Source organism: Streptomyces sp. NPDC001315 (genome assembly GCF_042896175.1).
In the GTDB taxonomy this organism is placed as follows: domain Bacteria; phylum Actinomycetota; class Actinomycetes; order Streptomycetales; family Streptomycetaceae; genus Streptomyces.
Genome location: NZ_JBIAWZ010000013.1, coordinates 210835 through 228672, shown reverse-complemented (window position 1 = coordinate 228672; position 17838 = coordinate 210835). Strand labels below are relative to the sequence as shown.

The following is a 17838-nucleotide window of genomic DNA, read 5'->3' as shown; positions in this document are numbered from 1 at the left end:
AGCTCAGCCCGGTCGACTACGAGCGGCGATCGAGTACGCTCGAACTCGCCGCATAACAGGATGAAACGGTGTCCACTCGTCGGGTGGAAGTCCCGTCCTCTGCCAGGGAGAGGAGTTGGTTCCGCGGCGCCTGGCCGTCCCGCTGCCGCGCCTCCGGGAAGCACAGTCCGCGGAAGTCGTCGCGCAAGTCGCTGGGCCCCGGCACGCCACGAACCAGCAGGCGGGTGCGAAAGCGCATTGTCAGTGGGTGGCGGCAAGATGCGGGTCATGACGACACCTGCTGCAATGATCATGGATGCCGCCGCCTACGCACAGGCGGTCGAGGACGCCGTGGAGGCCGCGGCTGCGTATTACGCGGGCGGCACCTCGTCGTTGGACGACGACTCCTACGACCGGCTGGTGCGCGGGATCGCCGAGTGGGAGGCCGGGCATCCGGATCAGGTGCTGCCCGACTCGCCGACGGGGAAGGTCGCCGGCGGCGCGGTCGAGGGCGATGTCCCGCACACGGTCGCGATGCTCAGCCTGGACAACGTGTTCTCCGCCGAGGAGTTCACGGCCTGGGCGGCGTCCCTGGGCCGGCGCCTCGGTCACGAGATCACCCGGTTCAGCGTGGAGCCGAAGCTGGACGGTCTCGCCATCGCCGCCCGCTACACCGCGGGGCGCCTCACCCGACTGATCACCCGTGGGGACGGGACGGCCGGGGAGGACGTCTCGCACGCGATCGGCACCATCGAGGGACTGCCGCCAGTGCTGGCCGAGCCGGTCACGGTCGAGGTGCGCGGCGAAGTCCTCATGACGGGCGCGCAGTTCGAGCACGCCAACGAGGTGCGTACCGCGCACGGCGGGCAGCCGTTCGCCAACCCTCGCAACGCGGCGGCGGGCACGCTGCGGGCGAAGGAGCGTGCTTACACCGTGCCCATGACCTTCCTCGGCTACGGCCTGCTGGCCCGGCCCGACACCGACCCCGCTCTCGCCGGACCACTGGGCGAGCTCTCGCACAGCGACCTGATGGCCCGTACGGCAGAACTCGGGGTGCACACCACCGCTGCGACCCCGGTGCCCGGTGTGGTCGTCGACGCCGCTGAGCAGGTGCTGGACCGCGTGAAGGAGATCGCGGCGCTGCGAGCTGAGTTGCCGTTCGGGATCGACGGGATCGTCATCAAGGCGGACCTGGCCGCCGATCAGCAGGCCGCCGGATCCGGTTCGCGGGCACCACGGTGGGCGATCGCCTACAAACTGCCCGCCGTGGAGAAGATCACCCGGCTGCTGGAGGTGGAGTGGAACGTCGGCCGGACCGGCATCATCGCCCCGCGCGGCGTGCTCGAGCCGGTGGAGATCGAGGGATCCACCATCACCTACGCCACCCTGCACAACCCGGCCGACATCACCCGCCGCGACCTGCGCCTGGGCGACCACGTCATGGTCCACCGCGCCGGCGACGTCATACCCCGCATCGAGGCCCCGGTGGCCCACCTGCGCACCGGCGACGAACAGCCGATCGTGTTCCCCGAGGTCTGTCCGCGCTGCGGTTCCGGCATCGACACCAGCCAGGAACGCTGGCGCTGCGAGCAGGGCCGCAACTGCCACCTGGTCGCCTCCCTCTCCTACGCCGCCGGCCGCGACCAGCTCGACATCGAAGGCCTCGGCGCCACCCGCGTCGTCCAGCTCGTCGACGCAGGCCTGGCAACCGATCTCGCCGACCTGTTCACCCTCACCCGCGAGCAGCTCCTCGGGCTGGAACGAATGGGCGCCACCAGCACCGACAACCTTCTCGCCGCGATCAGCGCCGCCAAGGGCCGGCCGCTGTCCAGGGTGCTGTGCGCGCTCGGGGTACGCGGGACGGGCCGCTCCATGTCGCGGCGGATCGCCAGGCACTTCGCCACCATGGACCACGTCCGGGCCGCCGACGCGGCGGCGATGCAGCAGGTCGAGGGCATCGGTACCGAGAAGGCTCCGGCCATCGTCGCCGAGCTCGCCGAACTTGCCGCGCTCATCGACAAGCTCGTGGCGGCCGGGGTGAACATGATTGAGCCCGGCTCGACGCCTCCTCCGGCCGCCGACGCCGACAGCGGCATGGGTGGAACGTCGCACGACGGGCCGCTCACAGGGATGACCGTGGTGGTCACGGGCGCGATGACGGGGCCGTTGGAAAAGCTCAGCCGCAACCAGATGAACGAGCTCATCGAACGTGCCGGCGGCCGCTCCTCCTCCGGCGTCTCGAAGAAGACCACCCTGGTCGTCGCCGGAGACGGCGCCGGATCCAAGCGCGCCAAAGCCGAAGACCTCGGCATCCGCCTGTCCACACCGGACGAGTTCGCCGCCCTCGTCGCCGACTTCATCGGCTGACTCGACTCCGTACATTCCGCTCGTGCGGTGGAAACGAAACGGCACGATGTCCGCGCAGCGAGCGCTGCGTGGACACCGTGCCGGCCGTGTCACCAGGTCAGGCGGGGGTGATGTTCTCCGCCTGCGGGCCCTTCTGGCCCTGGGTGATGTCGAAGGTCACCGCCTGGCCTTCCTGGAGCTCGCGGAAGCCGCTGGCGTTGATGTTGGAGTAGTGCGCGAAGACGTCGGGACCGCCCCCGTCCTGAGCGATGAAGCCGAAGCCCTTTTCGGAGTTGAACCACTTGACGGTTCCGCTGGCCATGCCGGTGCCTCTCATTCGATGACGGATCCGCACCGCGCGGACCCGGAGGTGGTCGTCCTGGTCCTCGGGCACTGCACAGCAAAACGCCCGCACGACAGTGCGGGCGCGTACGGCGAACCACGACATCTGTCGACGACGCTACACGGCGAATGCGCCCCTCACCAGTGGGTAAGGCCCGTCGGGTGCAACGGTGTTGCGTACGGGCTCGTCGATATGTCACGGATGGCCGGTGCGCGGGTGCCCTCGTGGACGCCTCGGCCCGCCCGGACTGTCACCCTCGCGGGTGTCCCCGGTGGCGGGGGTGTACCAGGACCTGCTTGCTGGACCGAGAGGGGAAACGGAAAGAAGGCGAGCGTCCATGGAGCCGGAGAACGAGCGGCTGCAGACGCCGCGGGCCGCCGGTCTGGCAGGGACCGTGTTCGCGGTACTCCTCGCGGCGGCGATCGTGCTGACACGGATCGCCATCCCCTCGGGGAACCCCGCGGGCGCCGCCGTGAACCCGAGCCAACGGTGGGCTGCGCGTGTGGCCCTGGAGATCGTCCCGTTCGCGGGAATCTTCTTCCTGTGGTTCATTGGTGCCGTGCGCGCCCAGGTCGGGGAGGCCGAGGACAGATTCGTCGCCACCGTGTTTCTGGGCAGCGGGCTGGTGTTCGTCGCCACCCTGTTCGGAGCCGCGGCTGCGGCCGGCACCGTACTGCACGAGGGGCCCTCCACGTTCGGCCGACACTTCGCGTACACGATGATGACCACGTACGCGCTTCGGATGGCGGCCGTGTTCGCCTTCACCGCCTCGACCATCGGGCACCGCCTCCGCATCTTTCCGCGCGGGCTCGCCCTCTTCGGATACCTCGTGGGGCTGGTCCTGCTCGTCCTGGGTTCCGGCGTGCCCTGGTCGGAACTGGTCTTCCCGGTCTGGGCCCTGGTCGTCAGCGTTCATCTGCTCCGCCTCGGTCTCCGGGAGCCGTCCCGTGCCGGGGGCACGAAGTGAGTTCGCCGGTCATTCCATCGGGCGTCTCGGCGAGCGGTTCCGCGCCCTCTCGCACATGCTGAAGGCGCGGGGGCGAGCAGGAGCCACGGAAAGGCTGATCCTCGGTGAGGATTGTCGTCGATCCTGCGGCGGATGTCGTCGCGGCGTGCCCAGCCGATGCCTGGCAGCCGTTACGCCATCTGCGGGGGCTCACCGAAGAGCGGGAGCTCATCCGATGTCGACCACTCGTGCCCATGCGGGCGGAGAGTCCGGCACGTAATCGGGATCGTTCTCGTCCCACGACCAGCCTGTCTGCTGCCGAGGGAACAGGCCCACCACCGTCCGGCACGGCGGTCGCGTGGCCGGCCAGGGCGTCTGCCCGTCGGTCAGAACCACGACGACATCGGGACGCGGCCGTGTTCGGAGCGCTTTGGCGAAGCCGGTGCGCAGATCCGTACCGCCGCCGCCCACCAGCGGGATTCCCTCGGCACGGCACAGCGGGTGAGCGATCCGGGCCGCCGCGTCGCACGGCACCACGGTGACCAGGTCGCTACGGCCGCCCACGGCACGGGAGATCGCGGCAACCTCGATGAGAGCGCTTCCCAGCTCGGCGTCACTGACCGACCCGGAGGTGTCGATGATCACGCAGACCCGGGGCGGCCTGCGCCGGATGCTCGGCAGAACAATGCCAGCCACTCCGGCCGAGCGCCGCGACGGGCGGCCGTAGGTGTAGTCCTCGCCCGCGCCGGGGCCGGAGGCCGCGGAGCGGACGGCCGCTCCCAGCAACTCCCGCCACGGCTGCGGCGGATGGAACACCTCCTCGGCCCACCGCTGCCAGCCGTCCGGGGCTTTGCCCGGACGGCCTTTGAGTCCCTGCGCCACCCGGAACCGCACCGCGTCCCGTTCCTGCGCGCTCAGGCCGTGCGCGCCGTCCGGTCCCAGTTCCCACTCCCGTTCCAGTCCGTCGGCGCCGCTGCCGCAGTCCAGCCAGGCCAGGCTCTGTGTGCGCAGTCCAAGCCGGAACTGGCGCAGGTAGTCCTCCATGAGCTGCCCTTCGGGCAGCCCCAAGGTCTTCGGCCGCACCGCGCCCTGGGGCCGGACCAATCCGTCGCCGTAGACGTCGTCGTTGATCTCGCAGTCCGCGGCGATGTTCATCCGCAGCCGTTCCCCGGGGCCGGTCAGCCCGCGCTCACGGGCGACCCGGTCACTGCGCCCGTGGTGGTCACGCAGCAGGTGCGACACCTCGTGCACCCATACACCGGCCAGGTCCTCCACCGGTGTCCGGTCGACGAACGCCGGTGAGACGTAGCACCGCCAGTACCGGTCGACGCCCATCGTCGGTACCTGCCGCGACTCGACGGTGTGCAGGGCGAACAGCGCGGTCGCCAGGTAGGGCCGGGCCCGGGCGGCGTGCAGTCGGGCGGCGAAGAGCTTGTCGAGGTCCAGTGCCCCTGGTGCGTCCGCCGCGTCCGGCCTCATCGGCCGGCCTTCACGGCGACCGCGGACCGGGCGGCCGCCCGGTCCGCCCGCCGGGACAGGGACACCACCCCGGCGAGCTTCTCGATCGATGCCGGTACGTCCCAGTCCTCGCGGCGCAGCGTGGCGAGCGTGGTCGCGGGGACGACCACCAGGTCCGGTGCTCCCGTCTCCAACGCACGCACCAGGAGCGCCCACGCCGCGTCCCAGCGGGACTTCTCCGGGCGGTTGCGGACCGCCGCCACCACGCCGTCGAGCACGGCCTGGCGCAGATCCCCCCGCTCGGGCAGGTCGGCACCCGCCGGGTCGGCGAGCAGTACCTCGGGGTCCGGGAGGTCCATCCGGTCCAGACCGGCCAGCAGTTCCAGCCCCGGACCGTCTCCCACGGTGCCCCGGACCAGCAGGGAGAGCACCTCCCGGGAGGAGCCGGCCGCGGTCGCGAAGGCGATCAGACACAGGGTCATCTCCCAGCTTCGGGGGGACGGCCAGGGGCCGCCCCGGCGCGTTTCGTTGCTGGGCAGTTGGTGCACGAGCTTGGGGCGCGCGGTGAGGAGCCCGCACACCGCGCGGCGGGCGAAGTCCACCGCCTCCGAAAGTTTCCGAGGGGAGAGCTGCGGCAGGGTGGCCCGGGGCCAGGTCCCCCCGAGGCCGCGTACGACGACCTCGTGGTCGTGGGTCCACTGAAGGTGAACGAACCGGTTGGCCAGCGGCGGGCTCAGCTCCCAGCCGTCGGCCGCCGAGGACCGGGGATTGGCGGCGGCCACGATCCGAACCCCGGGCGGTAGCTGAAGGGCGCCGATCCGTCGCTCCAGCACGAGACGCAGCAGGGCCGCCTGCACCGCGGGGGGTGCGGTCGACAGCTCGTCCAGGAACAGCAGCCCCCGGCCGACCCGCACCAGGCGAACCGCCCAGTCCGGCGGGGCCATCGGGACACCCTGTTCCGCGGGATCGTCTCCGACGATGGGCAGCCCCGAGAAGTCGGACGGCTCGTGCACGCTGGCGATCACTGTGGTCAGCGGAAGGTCCAGGGCCGCGGCAAGCTGGGTCAGGGCCGCGGACTTCCCGATCCCCGGTTCACCCCACAGCAGCACGGGCAGGTCGGCGGCCACGGCCAGCGTCAGGGCCTCGAGTTGGGTGTCGGGGCGGGGTTCGGTGGTTGTGTCGCGCAGCAGGGTCAGCAACTTGCCGGCGACGTCGAGTTGGTCGGCGGGGGCCGGAGCGGAGGGGCTGTCGGTGGCGGCGAGCGGGGTGTGTACAGGCATGTTTGATCACCTTTGGGTTCGTGGTGAGCCGAGTGAGACGGGTGCGGGGAAAGGAGGGCCCGCCCCGGGGCAGCGGGAACGAGGAGGTCTCGGGGTCAGCGGAAGGTCGCGTGGCGCGGGCGTGAAGGGCGGTCCGGGGGGCGGTGACGGTCCTCGGGGCGGTTGCGGGCAGGTCCGCGGCCGGGTCCGATCAGGCCCGCCCTGTACAGCCCGTAGGTGATCCGCCGCTGCGCGGCCGCCTCCAGTTCGTCCCGCAGCGGGCCGTCGCGGAGCACTGCGGCGGGTCCCAGCAGGCGCTCGACGACGTCCAGTGCGCCGACGATGTCGCCGTGGTCCAGGCGCTCGCGGACACCCGTGAGGCAGTCCGGCCGCCGGTGCGCCTCGTCGATTGCCTGCAGGCAGGGCAGCGGAGTACCGGTCAGCGCGACCAGCAGCTCCTCCCGTCGGATCTCGGCCGGGTCGTGGTCCAGCGCGGCCAACACCCCGTCGATGAGGCCGATCCGGTGCTGCGCTCCCCGGCACTCCACGAGATGTGGTTGTCCTGCCCGGTCCGGAATCCGGGACGGACGGACCGGCGAATGATCCGGTACCAGTGCCGAGGCGACCAGCGGGTGGAGCCGGTCGGCCTCGATCGAACCGGTGCGGATCAGTTCCAGGTCGGGCAGCACCCAGGTCGCCGCGTCGGGCAGGACCGGCAGCGCGGCGGCGCCGTCCTTCGCGGAGGCCGTCGCGATCCGCAATGCGGGCGGCCCGACGCCGTCCCTGTTCGTGAGAAGGTTCAACACCAGCCGATGTCGGGCCCCGAGCCGCACGGTGACGGTGCCGGTGAGCGGCCGCCCCTCGGCATGGAGCAGAATCGCCGCCTCTGCCGCCCACCGGCCGACGGCACAGCGGTGCCACTGCGGCACGGTCCCCAGCTGATCCGGGTCCGTCAATGGAGGGCCGTCGAGGGGAAGTCGACCGTTCCCGGACCGGATCCGCAACTCATCGGTCCTGCGCGCGTCCCACAGGTGGCGGTGCAGGTCGAGGCGGAACCGACGGCTGGGATGGGGATGTGGATCGCGGTGGGCGCCGGGCTCGGAGTGGGATCCGTCCCACAGCGCCAGGCTGATTCGCTGGCCGCCGTCCGCCCATGCCGGTGGAGTGCGGGCTACGAGGTGCACCGGACCTACGCCGTCACGCCCCGCCGCGTCGTACCGAGCCAGAGCGACGGTCAGGCCTGGGCGCAGCAGCCCGTCAGGAGCGATCCTCGGCATGTGCCAGCGCAACAGGTCGGGAGCCAGATGGCGGAGATCGGCCCGGACCTGGGCTGCGAGTTCCTGCCCGTGAGTGCGCGCCACGGAACGCAGGTTGAGGTCGACGTCGAAACCCGCGGCGGCACACGCCCCTGACCAGTCGCCGGCACAACGGCGAGTGGTCGCAGTCTCGATCATGGAGGGCGGCACGGCGAACTCGCGCACGCGCAGCCAGAAGGAAAGGCGGGAATCACCATTCGCGGTCTGAGTGAGCATCAGCACTCACCTTGCGCGGACGGGACCCCCAATCTGCCAACAGAATGAGTCGTCATCGGGGGGATGCTATCGACCCTCGCCCCGATCTGCCAGGCAATTTCGGCCGTCGGCTCCGCTGCGGTCCGGCTACCGCCGCCTGGCCCCCGTAATTCAGCTTTCCGACGCTGGTTTGATCTTCTGCAGCCCTTCAGGGCTGGAGACGGACGGTCATGTTCACTGTCACATCGTCCCCTGCCGAGAGGCCGTTCGGCTTGCGCACAGCGACCTTGAGGGGCAGCAGGTAGCCGCTGTCCTTGGGGAAGAGCGACGTCTGGAAGGCGACCTCGCCGATCAGAGCCTTGACCGGGATCACGCCCCAGCCGTAGGTGGCCATTGCGGCCACCTCGCGGATGTCGGCGGACTCCTCGTCCGGCACAGGAACGAAGTAGTACGGCGACGGTCCACGCCATTCGATCACTCGACTGGAAAAGACAAACTCCATGAGGCCAGTCTCCTCCCTCGAGGACGGCCGGGTTACGCGATCCCCCCGGCGAAGGTTTCCGGTCACGGCAGCCGGCAGCATCCGGGCTTGAGCACGGATGACCTACTCCACCTCGATGCCGTATGCGTTGACGCCCGTGTTCCCTTTGCCACCGAGAACGAAGTCCCAGTCACCGTTCGGCCTTCGGCGGAAGGAGCGGAATGTCACCGCGGTGTCGCGGGCCCTGCCGCAACGGCGGACTGTCCCACGCCGGTCTGCACGGGGAACGGTGGTGGCACATCGTGCTGAGCGGCGAAGGACGTTGCTCCGACAGCGGTCAGCCTCGGGCGACCGAGACGATGACGTCCCGCAGCCGTTCGACATACAGCCGCATGTTCTTGGACGCGATGTCGGTGTCCGGGTAGCGGCTCGCCAACCACAGGCCCTCGTGCAGCCTGGTCACCCAGACGCACACCTGGTCGCCGTACGACACCCTGAGCAACGCGTACGCCTGCTGCTCCGCCCACCGCTCTGATCCGGGAATGCCGCGGGCGTCGAGGTACGAGATGATCGAGTACAGGTCGGGCGATGTCGGACGGAAGTCCGCGCCGAGCAAGCGGAGTACGCGGGCGAGGGGAATGCGCGCCAGTGACCTGTTGGCCTGCAGCTCGGCGCGCACGGTCTTCAGGGCGGCGAAGAAGTCGGGTGCCTGCGTCACGGCGACCTCGATCGGCGCGCCGCCGACGTACCAGCCGACGGAGTCGGACCACTGGGACTTCACCCGGGTGTGGAACGGCACGACTGTGCGGTAGACGGACTGTCCGCCGATCTCGTGGACCAGGAGGCTCGTGGCGGCCAGGATGCCGACCAGACTCCCGCCGTAAGGACGGCAGTGCGCCTCGAACGCGGCGGCGTCATCCGCGTCCACGAGCATCTCGCGCATCAGCTTCTGGGCGGGCAGCCCGCCGCCGGGTTCGAGGCCGAGGTCGATGGGGAAGTCCGGCAGCTTCCCGTCGCACCGTTTGATGAACTCCCGCCAGCGCAAGACGGTCGCGTGGGTGTCGTCGATGCGGTCGGCGTCCGCCCGCTCGATCTCGCAGAAGTCGACATAGCTGCTGACCGGCGTCTCCTCCGCGGCACGGCCTGCCTCCCCCGCCGCGTACAGCTCGTGGATCTCGGCTGGGATGCGGTGGATGGAGTAGGCATCGACGTTGCTGTGGTCGAAGATCATGTACACCATGGCGCCGTCGTCCCGAACGACCGCCGCGTAAAGGAAGTTCGGCCAGCAAAGTGCGTCCGCCGCGACGTCGAAGCGGCTCTGGAGATGCTGGACGAGTTCCGCCGCGTCGGGGAAGTCACCGATCACCTCGCGCCGAAGTGACACGGCGTCGGCGTCGAGCGTGAACCGGCGCATCTCGTCGCCATCGCAGCGAAACCCGCTGCGCAGCGTTTCGTGCCGCACTGTCCAGTTCCGCAGCGCCTCCTGCAGCACGTCGAGATCGACCGTCCCCGGGATTTCGAACGCCGTGCCCAGCCAGGTGGGCACGAACAGACCGTCCTCCCGCACGGACCGGGCCGTCCTGATGTGCGACTCCTGGATGTACGCCGGCGGCCGGGAGTCCTCTGGCAGGTCCGCCGCCGCCTCGACGGTCGTCGGACTGAGTGTCCACTCGACGAGCCGGCCGGACCGGACCTCGCAACGCTGGATGTCGGTGATTCGCACCGGGCGTCTCCGTTCGCAGATGGGACATATTCGATCAAGGGAATGCCCCAGCCGCGAGAGGCACGCAGCGGAGTTGCGTTTTTCAATGGATCGGGTGGCATCTCGAACAGCGGTGCCATCCTTGGTGGGTCAGCCCCTCGTCAGAGCTGATCCCTTTCGCCGCGGAGAGAAGTCCCCGTGCCTTTGGATCAGTTCGCCGCCCCCTCACATACTTCGCGGCTCGGCACCCACCATCGGTTCGCCACGGGGACGCCGACAAGCGCCCACCGCGGCGAACCGATGCGCTGTCAGCCGTCGATGCGGTGCTGGGTCCAGAACGAGGTCAGGTCCGTGGTCGTGGCGGCCTGGGCGGCTGCCTTGAAATCGGACGTGGTCGAGACGCCGTACCAGTGTGAAGTGGCGTAGTCCTTAAGGAGCTTGGCCATGACGGTGTCACCGAGGAGGCGGCGCAGGTCGTGGAGGGCGCATTTGCCGTAGCCGTAGACGACGGTGGAGTACCGGGAGGAGTGAGCGTCCCAGTAGGCCATCGAGTTGGTGATCCTCTCCGCCGTAGAGGCCCAGGAAACGCTGTTCCAGCAGTTGGTGCCGGTCTTGTTCAGCGCCAGGTCGGTGGCGTAGTCGGTGAACGCCTCATCGAGCCATGGGTTGTTGTACTCGTCGTCGCCGACGATGCCGTACCACCACTGGTGGCCGATCTCGTGGGTGAGCGCGGTGGTGCTGACCAGGTCGAGGACGAACCCTGGGTATTCCATGCCGCCGAACCAGAAGTTGTTGTCGATCACGGCGTCCAACTCGCCGTACGGGTAGGCGCCGAACCGCGACGCGTGGGCGTCGACGGCGGTCTTGGCGGTGGTGAGCATCGACTGGGCGTTGGCCGAGCTGATGCCGGAGACGGAGTAGATGTTGATCGGGGTGCCGGCGGTGGAGGTTCCGGAGATCTTGGTGAAGGGGCCGGCGGCCCAGGCGAAGTCGCGGACCTTGGCGGCGGTGGCGGTGGTGACCGTGCGGCCGCTGGAGCCGGGGGTGTCGACGGAGGCGCCGGTGGCCGGTACCAGCAGGGTGCTCGGGTGGTCGAGGGTCACCTTGAAGTCGGCGGCGAGGGAGTAGAAGGACTCGCCGTTGTTCGTGTACGGGTCCAGGTGCCAGCCCGCCGCGTCCTTGACCGCGAGGACGGGCAGGGCGTTGCCGACGAAGCTGAAGGCGCCGTCGTAGCCGAAGCGGTCGGCGCCGCTGGGGACGGTGATGCCCAGGTCGAAACCGATCGTGGCGCTCTGGCCCTGGGCCAGCGGCGTGGGGAGGGCGATCCGGAGGGCCGTGCAGCCGACCGAAAGGGCGCCCGCGGTGCCACCGGTGACGTTGGTGACCGTGATCGGCAGGGCGGAGCAGGTGCCGTGGTAGTTGTCCCACAGCCTCAGGTACACCTCGCTGAGCGCGGTGGAGGAGGCGTTGGTGAAGGTCACGCTCTCGTGGCCGGTCCAGACGGTGCCGCTCGTGTTGCTGGTCAGGCTGACGGTGTACGAGGGCGCGGCGGGCGTGCGTGCGGAGTCCGCGGGCGGGGCGGTGTCACCGGAGGTGTCGAGGGCGATGTCGTCGACGACGAAGCTCGTCTGGAGGCTGGAGTCCTCGGTGCCGGTGAAGGCGACGCTCACGGTCTGGCCCGCGAACGCCGACACGTCGAAGGACTTCTGCGCGTAACCGGGGGCCTTGTCGAGGTTGGAGTAGGTCGCCAGCGTCGTGCTGCCGATCTTCGCCGTCAGCTTGTCGTACGCGGTGGACGAGGTCGTTTCGGCGGTGTCGATGTGCAGCCAGAAGGTGAGGGTGGCGGTGGTGCATCCGGACGGGATCGTGACGCTCTGGGAGAGCGTGTCGGTGTGCGTACTGCCGACACCGTTCAGCCAGGCGAAGCTGGTGCCGCCGTGGGCGGTCTGACCGATGCGGTTGGTGATCACGGAGGTCGACGACTGGCTCCAGGGCGAAGTCCCGCTCTCGAAGCCGCCGTTGGTGACCACCTGGGCCGGTGTGCAGGCGGCGGCCAGAGGGGCCGTGGGCGGCGCGGCTGCCGCCGGGGTGGCGGGGAGCAGGGCGGCGGTCGACGCGGCGACGGCCAGTACGCTCGCGGCGAGGGCCTTGTGGGGGGTCGGTCTCACACGTAACTCCTTTGCGGCGGCCGGGATTCCGGCTTGCTCGGTGGCCGCCCGGCCGGCAGGGGTGCGCCGGAGGACAGCCGCGGGTCGCGCGGATCGCTCGAGCGATCGCTGGGGTGAGATTCCTGCCGCATCCCCTGGGGTCGGGGCGGCGGCTGCCCGAAAGCCTGACAGATTTGACCGGGGCATGCCATTAGGGGTGGGTAAAGTGTTCGCCGCTCCGGAATCCGCCGGCTCAGGACATCTCCCCGCTCCGGCACGTCGTCAGCTGAGGCACGCCGGGCCGCGGTCCGTGGGCCCGCCGCACACCGGCGGAGGCGAGGCGCCTCAGCCGATCTCGACGAGCAGGTCGCCGCCCTCCACCTGCTGGATCCGGTTGATCGCCAGCCTGGTGACCTTTCCGCTCTTGGACGCGGTGATCGTGGCCTCCATCTTCATCGCCTCGATGGTGGCCACCGTGGCGCCGGCCTCCACCTCGTCGCCTTCGGCGACGACGAGTGTCACCACACCCGCGAACGGCGCCGCCACATGGCCCGGCTTGGCCCGGTCGGCCTTCTCGGTCGCCGGTACGTCGGAGGCCGCCGCGGTGTCGCGGACCTGGATCGGCCGCAGTTGGCCGTTGAGTGTGGACATCACGGTGCGCATGCCGCGTTCGTCGGCCTCGCCGACGGCCTCCAGCTCGATGAGGAGGCGTACGCCGGGTTCGAGGTCGACGGCGTACTCCGTGCCGGGACGCAGCCCGTAGAAGTAGTCCTTGCTGTCCAGCACACTCGTGTCGCCGTAGGTCTGCCGGTGGGTCTCGAAGTCGCGCGTCGGCCCCGGGAACAGCAGGCGGTTGAGGGTCGCGCGCCGGACCTTCTCCAGTCCCGTACGGTCCTCCTCGGTCAGTTCCTGTACGGGCTTGGCGTCGGCGCGGCCGCGCAGCGCCTTGCTGCGGAACGGCTCCGGCCAGCCCCCGGGCGGGGTGCCCAGCTCACCGCGCAGGAAGCCGATGACGGAGTCGGGGATGTCGAACCGGTCCGGGGTCTGCTCGAACTCCGCCGGCTCCACCCCCGCGCCGACCAGGTGCAGTGCGAGGTCCCCGACCACCTTGGACGACGGGGTGACCTTCACCAGGTGGCCCAGGATCCGGTCGGCGGCCGCGTACATCGCCTCGATCTCCTCGAAGCGGTCGCCGAGCCCCAGCGCGACCGCCTGGGTGCGCAGGTTGGACAGCTGCCCGCCGGGGATCTCGTGGTGGTACACGCGTCCGGTCGGCGAGGCGAGACCGGCCTCGAACGGCGCGTAGATCCGGCGGACGCTCTCCCAGTACGGCTCCAGGTCGCCGACGGCCTGCAGATCGAGGCCGGTGGGCCGCTCGGAGTGGTCGGTCGCGGCCACGATCGCCGACAGCGACGGCTGCGAGGTGGTGCCCGCCATCGATGCCACCGCCCCGTCCACGGCGTCGGCACCGGCCTGGATCGCGGCGAGGTAGGTGGCGAGCTGGCCGCCCGCGGTGTCGTGGGTGTGGAGGTGCACCGGCAGGTCGAACTCACGGCGCAGCGCCGACACGAGCTTCGCCGCGGCGGGGGCGCGCAGCAGTCCGGCCATGTCCTTGACGGCCAGGACGTGGGCGCCGGCCTCCACGATCTGCTCGGCCAGGCGGAGGTAGTAGTCCAGCGTGTACAGCTGCTCCGCCGGATCGGACAGGTCGGAGGTGTAGCACAGGGCCACCTCGGCCACGGCCGTCCCCGTCTCCCGTACGGCGTCGATCGCGGGCCGCATCTGGGAGACGTCGTTGAGGGCGTCGAAGATGCGGAAGATGTCGATGCCGGTGGCCGCGGCCTCCTGTACGAAGGCGTCGGTCACCTCGGTCGGGTAGGGGGTGTAGCCCACGGTGTTGCGGCCGCGCAGCAGCATCTGCAGGCAGATGTTGGGCACCGCCTCGCGCAGTGCCGCCAGGCGCTCCCAGGGGTCCTCGGCGAGGAAGCGAAGAGCGACGTCGTAGGTTGCGCCGCCCCAGCACTCCAGGGACAGCAGCTGCGGCAGGGTCCGCGCGACGGTGGGCGCGACGGCCAGCAGGTCCTTGGTGCGCACCCGGGTGGCGAGCAGCGACTGGTGTGCGTCGCGGAAGGTGGTGTCGGTGACGCCGATGGTCGGCGACTCGCGCAGCCACCGGGCGAAGCCCTGCGGGCCGAGGTCGACGAGTCGCTGCCGAGAGCCCGCGGGCGGCTCGGTGGCGGGCAACGGTCGCAGCTTGGTGACCGGATCGATCAGCGAGGGCCGCTCTCCGTGCGGCTTGTTCACCGTGACGTCGGCGAGGTAGGTGAGCAGCTTGGTGCCGCGGTCGGCCGAGTGCCGTGCGGTGAGCAGGTACGGCCGCTGTTCGATGAACGACGTCGTGACTCGCCCGGCCTGGAAGTCCGGGTCGTCCAGCACGGCTTGCAGGAAGGGAATGTTCGTGGCGACGCCGCGGATGCGGAACTCGGCCACGGCACGCCGGGCCCGGCCGACCGCCGCCTTGAAGTCCCGGCCCCGGCAGGTCAGTTTGACGAGCATCGAGTCGAAGTGTGCGCTGATCTCCGTACCCGCGTGCGTGGTCCCGCCGTCCAGGCGGATACCCGAGCCTCCCGGCGAGCGGTAGGCGGTGATCCTGCCGGTGTCCGGGCGGAAACCGTTGGCGGGGTCCTCGGTGGTGATACGGCACTGCAGAGCGGCACCGCGCAGGGTGACGGTCTCCTGCGCCAGCCCGAGGTCGGCCAGGCTCTCGCCGGCCGCGATGCGCAGCTGGGCCTGGACCAGGTCGACGTCGGTGACCTCCTCGGTCACCGTGTGCTCGACCTGGATGCGCGGGTTCATCTCGATGAAGACGTGGTTGCCGTCGGGATCGAGCAGGAACTCCACGGTGCCCGCGTTGCGGTAGCCGATCTGCCGGGCGAACCGCACGGCGTCGGCGCAGATGCGGTCGCGCAGCGCCGGGTCGAGGTTCGGCGCGGGGGCCAGCTCGATCACCTTCTGGTGGCGGCGCTGCAACGAGCAGTCGCGCTCGAACAGGTGGATGACGTTGCCGTGCCCGTCGGCGAGGATCTGCACCTCGATGTGGCGGGGGTCGACGACGGCCTTCTCCAGGAAGACGGTGGAGTCACCGAACGCCGAGGCCGCTTCGCGGGACGCCGCCTCGATGGCCTCACGCAGCAGAGCGGGCTCCTCCACCCGGCGCATGCCGCGTCCGCCACCGCCGGCGACCGCCTTGACGAACACGGGAAAGCCGATGTCCCCGGCGGCACGAACGAGTTCGTCGACGTCGGTGGACGGGGCGCTGGATCCGAGCACCGGCACACCGGCCTCGCGGGCGGCGGCCACCGCTCGGGCCTTGTTGCCCGTCAGCTCGAGGGTCCGGGCACTCGGCCCGACGAAGGTGATGCCCGCCTCCTCGCAGGCGCGCGCCAGGTCGGGGTTCTCGGAGAGGAATCCGTAGCCCGGGTAGACCGCGTCCGCTCCCGCACGGCGCGCCGCCCTGACGATCTCCTCGACAGAGAGATAGGCGCGTACAGGATGCCCAGGCTCGCCGATCTCATAGGCCTCGTCCGCCTTCAGCCGGTGCAGCGAGTTGCGGTCCTCGTGCGGGAAGACGGCGACGGTGCGCGCGCCCAGTTCGTAGCCCGCGCGGAACGCGCGAATCGCGATCTCACCACGGTTGGCGACCAGTACCTTGCGGAACATCCTGGATCCCTTCAGCCTGCCGGTGACGAGGACCATGGTGTCGACCACAGGGCTGTTGTGCCATGTGAGCCGGACCACGCCCCCCTGTATGAGTGCACCGGTTGCCGTGCGGCCCGTGGGGAGCTGGGGTGGCTCCCGGCCGGACCGTGTGGTGGGTGAAGTCGGTCCGGCCGGGAACGGCCAGCGCCGCTGCGTGTGCAGGAGCTGCCGCCCTCCCACCGTAGAAGCGCGGCAGTCCGCGCGCTGACATCAGCGGTGTCGGAGCGTGCCTACCACCTGGGTGGCCGAACCGACGCGCTGTTCGCGTACCACACCGAGGTTGTGCGGCGTCGCGCGTCCACGGGCCGCGGATCGGTTGCCCGGCCCGTGAAGTCCGGGATGTCGGGGAGAGTTGGCGTGGCGGAACGACGGGTGCGGAGCCTGACAGCTGGGCCGCGACACCCGGCTTCGCAGCATGACGCGCCGGTGCCGCACCTCGGAAGGTGCGGCACCGGGCATGACAGGAAAACGGTCGATCCGTGATGACGCTCGCCGCGTCACCGGTGGTGCGGCGACGTCAGGTAGTGCTGCCGGAGGAGCTCCTTTCCGTAGTCGTTGCCGTTGGGGGTGCGGATGATGGAGTGGACGTGCTTCTGGGTCGCGCCGCTGCCCTGCGTGGCGCCGTAGGCTCCCGCGAGGGGACCCGGTGCCTGACAGTCGACCTCGACCCACACCACGGGGCTGTGCACCCGGACGTAGAAGGCGTCGTCGTCGCCGGTGCCGCCGGCCCAGGTGACGTAGGTGTCGTCGAGGTGCGCCCGGACCTCGGCCAGCTCGACCTTGGCGACGTCGGCCTTGGCGCGGCCGACGAAGGCTTCGACGATGCCCAGGAGCTTCTTCTTCTGTGCGCCGGTGAGCGCGTTGCCGCGGATGCCCTCGTACGCCTGGACGGTGTTGTCGGAGAAGGCGCCCGCCTTCATCGACTCGTTCGACTTGGTGGCGGAGGCGATCGCCACCTTCTGCTGTGCCTCGGTGAGGGAGTTGATGAAGGCGAGGCCGGCGACGACCTCCTCGTGGCAGACCGTGACGGTCTCGCCGTCGATCTCCATGGAGGTGGGTTCGGAGCCCCAGAAGCAGGGGCTCATGACGACCTGGTTGCCGAGGACGAAGTAGTTGATGACCAGGTGGTGGCCGTCGAACTGGAAGCCCCAGGGCTCGGTGGCGGACGGGGTGCCCATCACGGTCCAGTAGTAGGCGTCCTCGTTGAAGGAGTCGGTGTTGTTGATCGCCTCGCCGGCGGCCTGGTTGATCTTGCGGATCTTCTCGGTGGTCTCCAGGCCTTCGGCGCTGAGCGCGGCCTTCAACAGGGCGGTGCCGAGATCCTTCTGATCGTCGGTCAGGTCGGCGAGGGAGACGCCCTGACGCTCGTAGGAGTCGACGTTGCTCCACAGCCGCCACTCGGTGGAGTGGACGGTGAACTGCGTCGAGGTCTTCTGATCGTCGGTGAGCCCGTCGAGGAAGGCGTTCGCCGCGGTGATGACGGGAGCGGTGGCGACGGCCGCGGAGTGGATCGTGAACAGGTCGTCGATCCGCTTGCCGTCGGTGGTCAGGCCGAAGAACTCCTCGGTGATCGACTGGTTGCCGGGACCTCCGGCGCCGCCGCCCGGACCACCACTGGGAGCGCCGCTGGGAGCGCCGCTGGGGCCGGCCGAGGCGTCGGCCGTGCCGGTGGTGTCCTCCGCGAGGGCGGCCCACGCACCGGCGCCGCCCATCGTCGCGACCGCCGTGGCGCCGCTGGCGAAGAAGACCTTCCGCATGAAGTTGCGACGGCTCGCGTGCGCGCGACGTCCGGTCTCCGGCTCCGGCTTCGTCACCACGGACTCCACGGACTCCACGGGCTCGGTCATGGGCTGTGGCTCCCTTCGTTGCGGGCGCAACCACTGTGGTCGGCCTCGGGGATGCCAACT

General features: G+C 70.2%; 11 protein-coding genes. 2 read left to right on the top strand and 9 right to left on the bottom strand.

Annotated features, from left to right (window positions below):
* Positions 1–267 precede the first annotated feature (267 nt).
* Complete coding sequence (gene ligA / locus ACFY16_RS30025) at positions 268–2346, top strand: NAD-dependent DNA ligase LigA (protein ID WP_390650311.1); 2079 nt, start codon at positions 268–270, stop codon at positions 2344–2346.
* Positions 2347–2443: 97 nt separating this feature from the next.
* On the opposite strand, the gene ACFY16_RS30020 is transcribed toward ligA, so the two are convergent.
* Positions 2444–2647, bottom strand: coding sequence for a cold-shock protein (locus ACFY16_RS30020; RefSeq protein ID WP_059190954.1), 204 nt, complete (start codon positions 2645–2647; stop codon positions 2444–2446).
* Between the two features lie 358 nt (positions 2648–3005).
* On the opposite strand from ACFY16_RS30020, the gene ACFY16_RS30015 reads away from it, so the two are divergent.
* The gene (locus tag ACFY16_RS30015; RefSeq protein ID WP_390650310.1) at positions 3006–3635 is read left to right on the top strand and encodes a hypothetical protein; all 630 of its coding nucleotides are present in this window, start codon (positions 3006–3008) and stop codon (positions 3633–3635) included.
* Positions 3636–3842: 207 nt separating this feature from the next.
* On the opposite strand, the gene ACFY16_RS30010 is transcribed toward ACFY16_RS30015, so the two are convergent.
* The 8 genes from ACFY16_RS30010 to ACFY16_RS29975 all read right to left on the bottom strand — a co-directional run bounded on the left by ACFY16_RS30010 (position 3843) and on the right by ACFY16_RS29975 (position 17778).
* Complete coding sequence (locus tag ACFY16_RS30010) at positions 3843–5093, bottom strand: VWA-like domain-containing protein (RefSeq protein WP_390650309.1); 1251 nt, start codon at positions 5091–5093, stop codon at positions 3843–3845.
* Positions 5090–6352, bottom strand: coding sequence for an AAA family ATPase (locus ACFY16_RS30005; protein ID WP_390650308.1), 1263 nt, complete (start codon positions 6350–6352; stop codon positions 5090–5092). Before ACFY16_RS30005 ends, ACFY16_RS30010 begins: the two co-directional genes overlap by 4 nt.
* Positions 6353–6447: 95 nt before the next feature.
* On the bottom strand, positions 6448–7863 hold the full coding sequence (locus ACFY16_RS30000; protein ID WP_390650307.1) for a hypothetical protein: 1416 nt from the start codon (positions 7861–7863) through the stop codon (positions 6448–6450).
* Positions 7864–8050: 187 nt separating this feature from the next.
* Entirely contained in the window at positions 8051–8344 is a 294-nt protein-coding gene (locus tag ACFY16_RS29995; protein WP_390650306.1) for a DUF1905 domain-containing protein, read from the bottom strand.
* A gap of 316 nt (positions 8345–8660) precedes the next feature.
* Positions 8661–10046 carry a condensation domain-containing protein gene (locus ACFY16_RS29990; RefSeq protein ID WP_390650305.1) on the bottom strand — a complete coding sequence of 462 codons (1386 nt, stop codon included), beginning with the start codon at positions 10044–10046 and terminating at the stop codon, positions 8661–8663.
* Positions 10047–10333: 287 nt separating this feature from the next.
* A complete protein-coding gene (locus ACFY16_RS29985; RefSeq protein WP_390650304.1) occupies positions 10334–12193 on the bottom strand; it encodes a M1 family aminopeptidase in 1860 nt (619 codons plus the stop codon).
* A gap of 324 nt (positions 12194–12517) precedes the next feature.
* Positions 12518–15892, bottom strand: a complete 3375-nt coding sequence (locus ACFY16_RS29980) for a pyruvate carboxylase (RefSeq protein ID WP_390650321.1) — start codon at positions 15890–15892, stop codon at positions 12518–12520.
* Between the two features lie 536 nt (positions 15893–16428).
* Positions 16429–17778, bottom strand: coding sequence for a DUF3500 domain-containing protein (locus tag ACFY16_RS29975; protein ID WP_390650303.1), 1350 nt, complete (start codon positions 17776–17778; stop codon positions 16429–16431).
* Between the last annotated feature and the right edge of the window lie 60 nt (positions 17779–17838).

What these genes read in the sequence shown, in the direction of transcription:
- ACFY16_RS29975 (WP_390650303.1), bottom strand. Translation starts at nt 17,778, where the DNA reads ATGACCGAGCCCGTGGAGTCCGTGGAGTCCGTGGTGACGAAGCCGGAG.
- ACFY16_RS30005 (WP_390650308.1), bottom strand. Translation starts at nt 6,352, where the DNA reads ATGCCTGTACACACCCCGCTCGCCGCCACCGACAGCCCCTCCGCTCCG.
- ligA (WP_390650311.1), top strand. Translation starts at nt 268, where the DNA reads ATGACGACACCTGCTGCAATGATCATGGATGCCGCCGCCTACGCACAG.
- ACFY16_RS29995 (WP_390650306.1), bottom strand. Translation starts at nt 8,344, where the DNA reads ATGGAGTTTGTCTTTTCCAGTCGAGTGATCGAATGGCGTGGACCGTCG.
- ACFY16_RS30010 (WP_390650309.1), bottom strand. Translation starts at nt 5,093, where the DNA reads ATGAGGCCGGACGCGGCGGACGCACCAGGGGCACTGGACCTCGACAAG.
- ACFY16_RS30000 (WP_390650307.1), bottom strand. Translation starts at nt 7,863, where the DNA reads ATGCTCACTCAGACCGCGAATGGTGATTCCCGCCTTTCCTTCTGGCTG.
- ACFY16_RS30015 (WP_390650310.1), top strand. Translation starts at nt 3,006, where the DNA reads ATGGAGCCGGAGAACGAGCGGCTGCAGACGCCGCGGGCCGCCGGTCTG.
- ACFY16_RS30020 (WP_059190954.1), bottom strand. Translation starts at nt 2,647, where the DNA reads ATGGCCAGCGGAACCGTCAAGTGGTTCAACTCCGAAAAGGGCTTCGGC.
- ACFY16_RS29980 (WP_390650321.1), bottom strand. Translation starts at nt 15,892, where the DNA reads ATGTTCCGCAAGGTACTGGTCGCCAACCGTGGTGAGATCGCGATTCGC.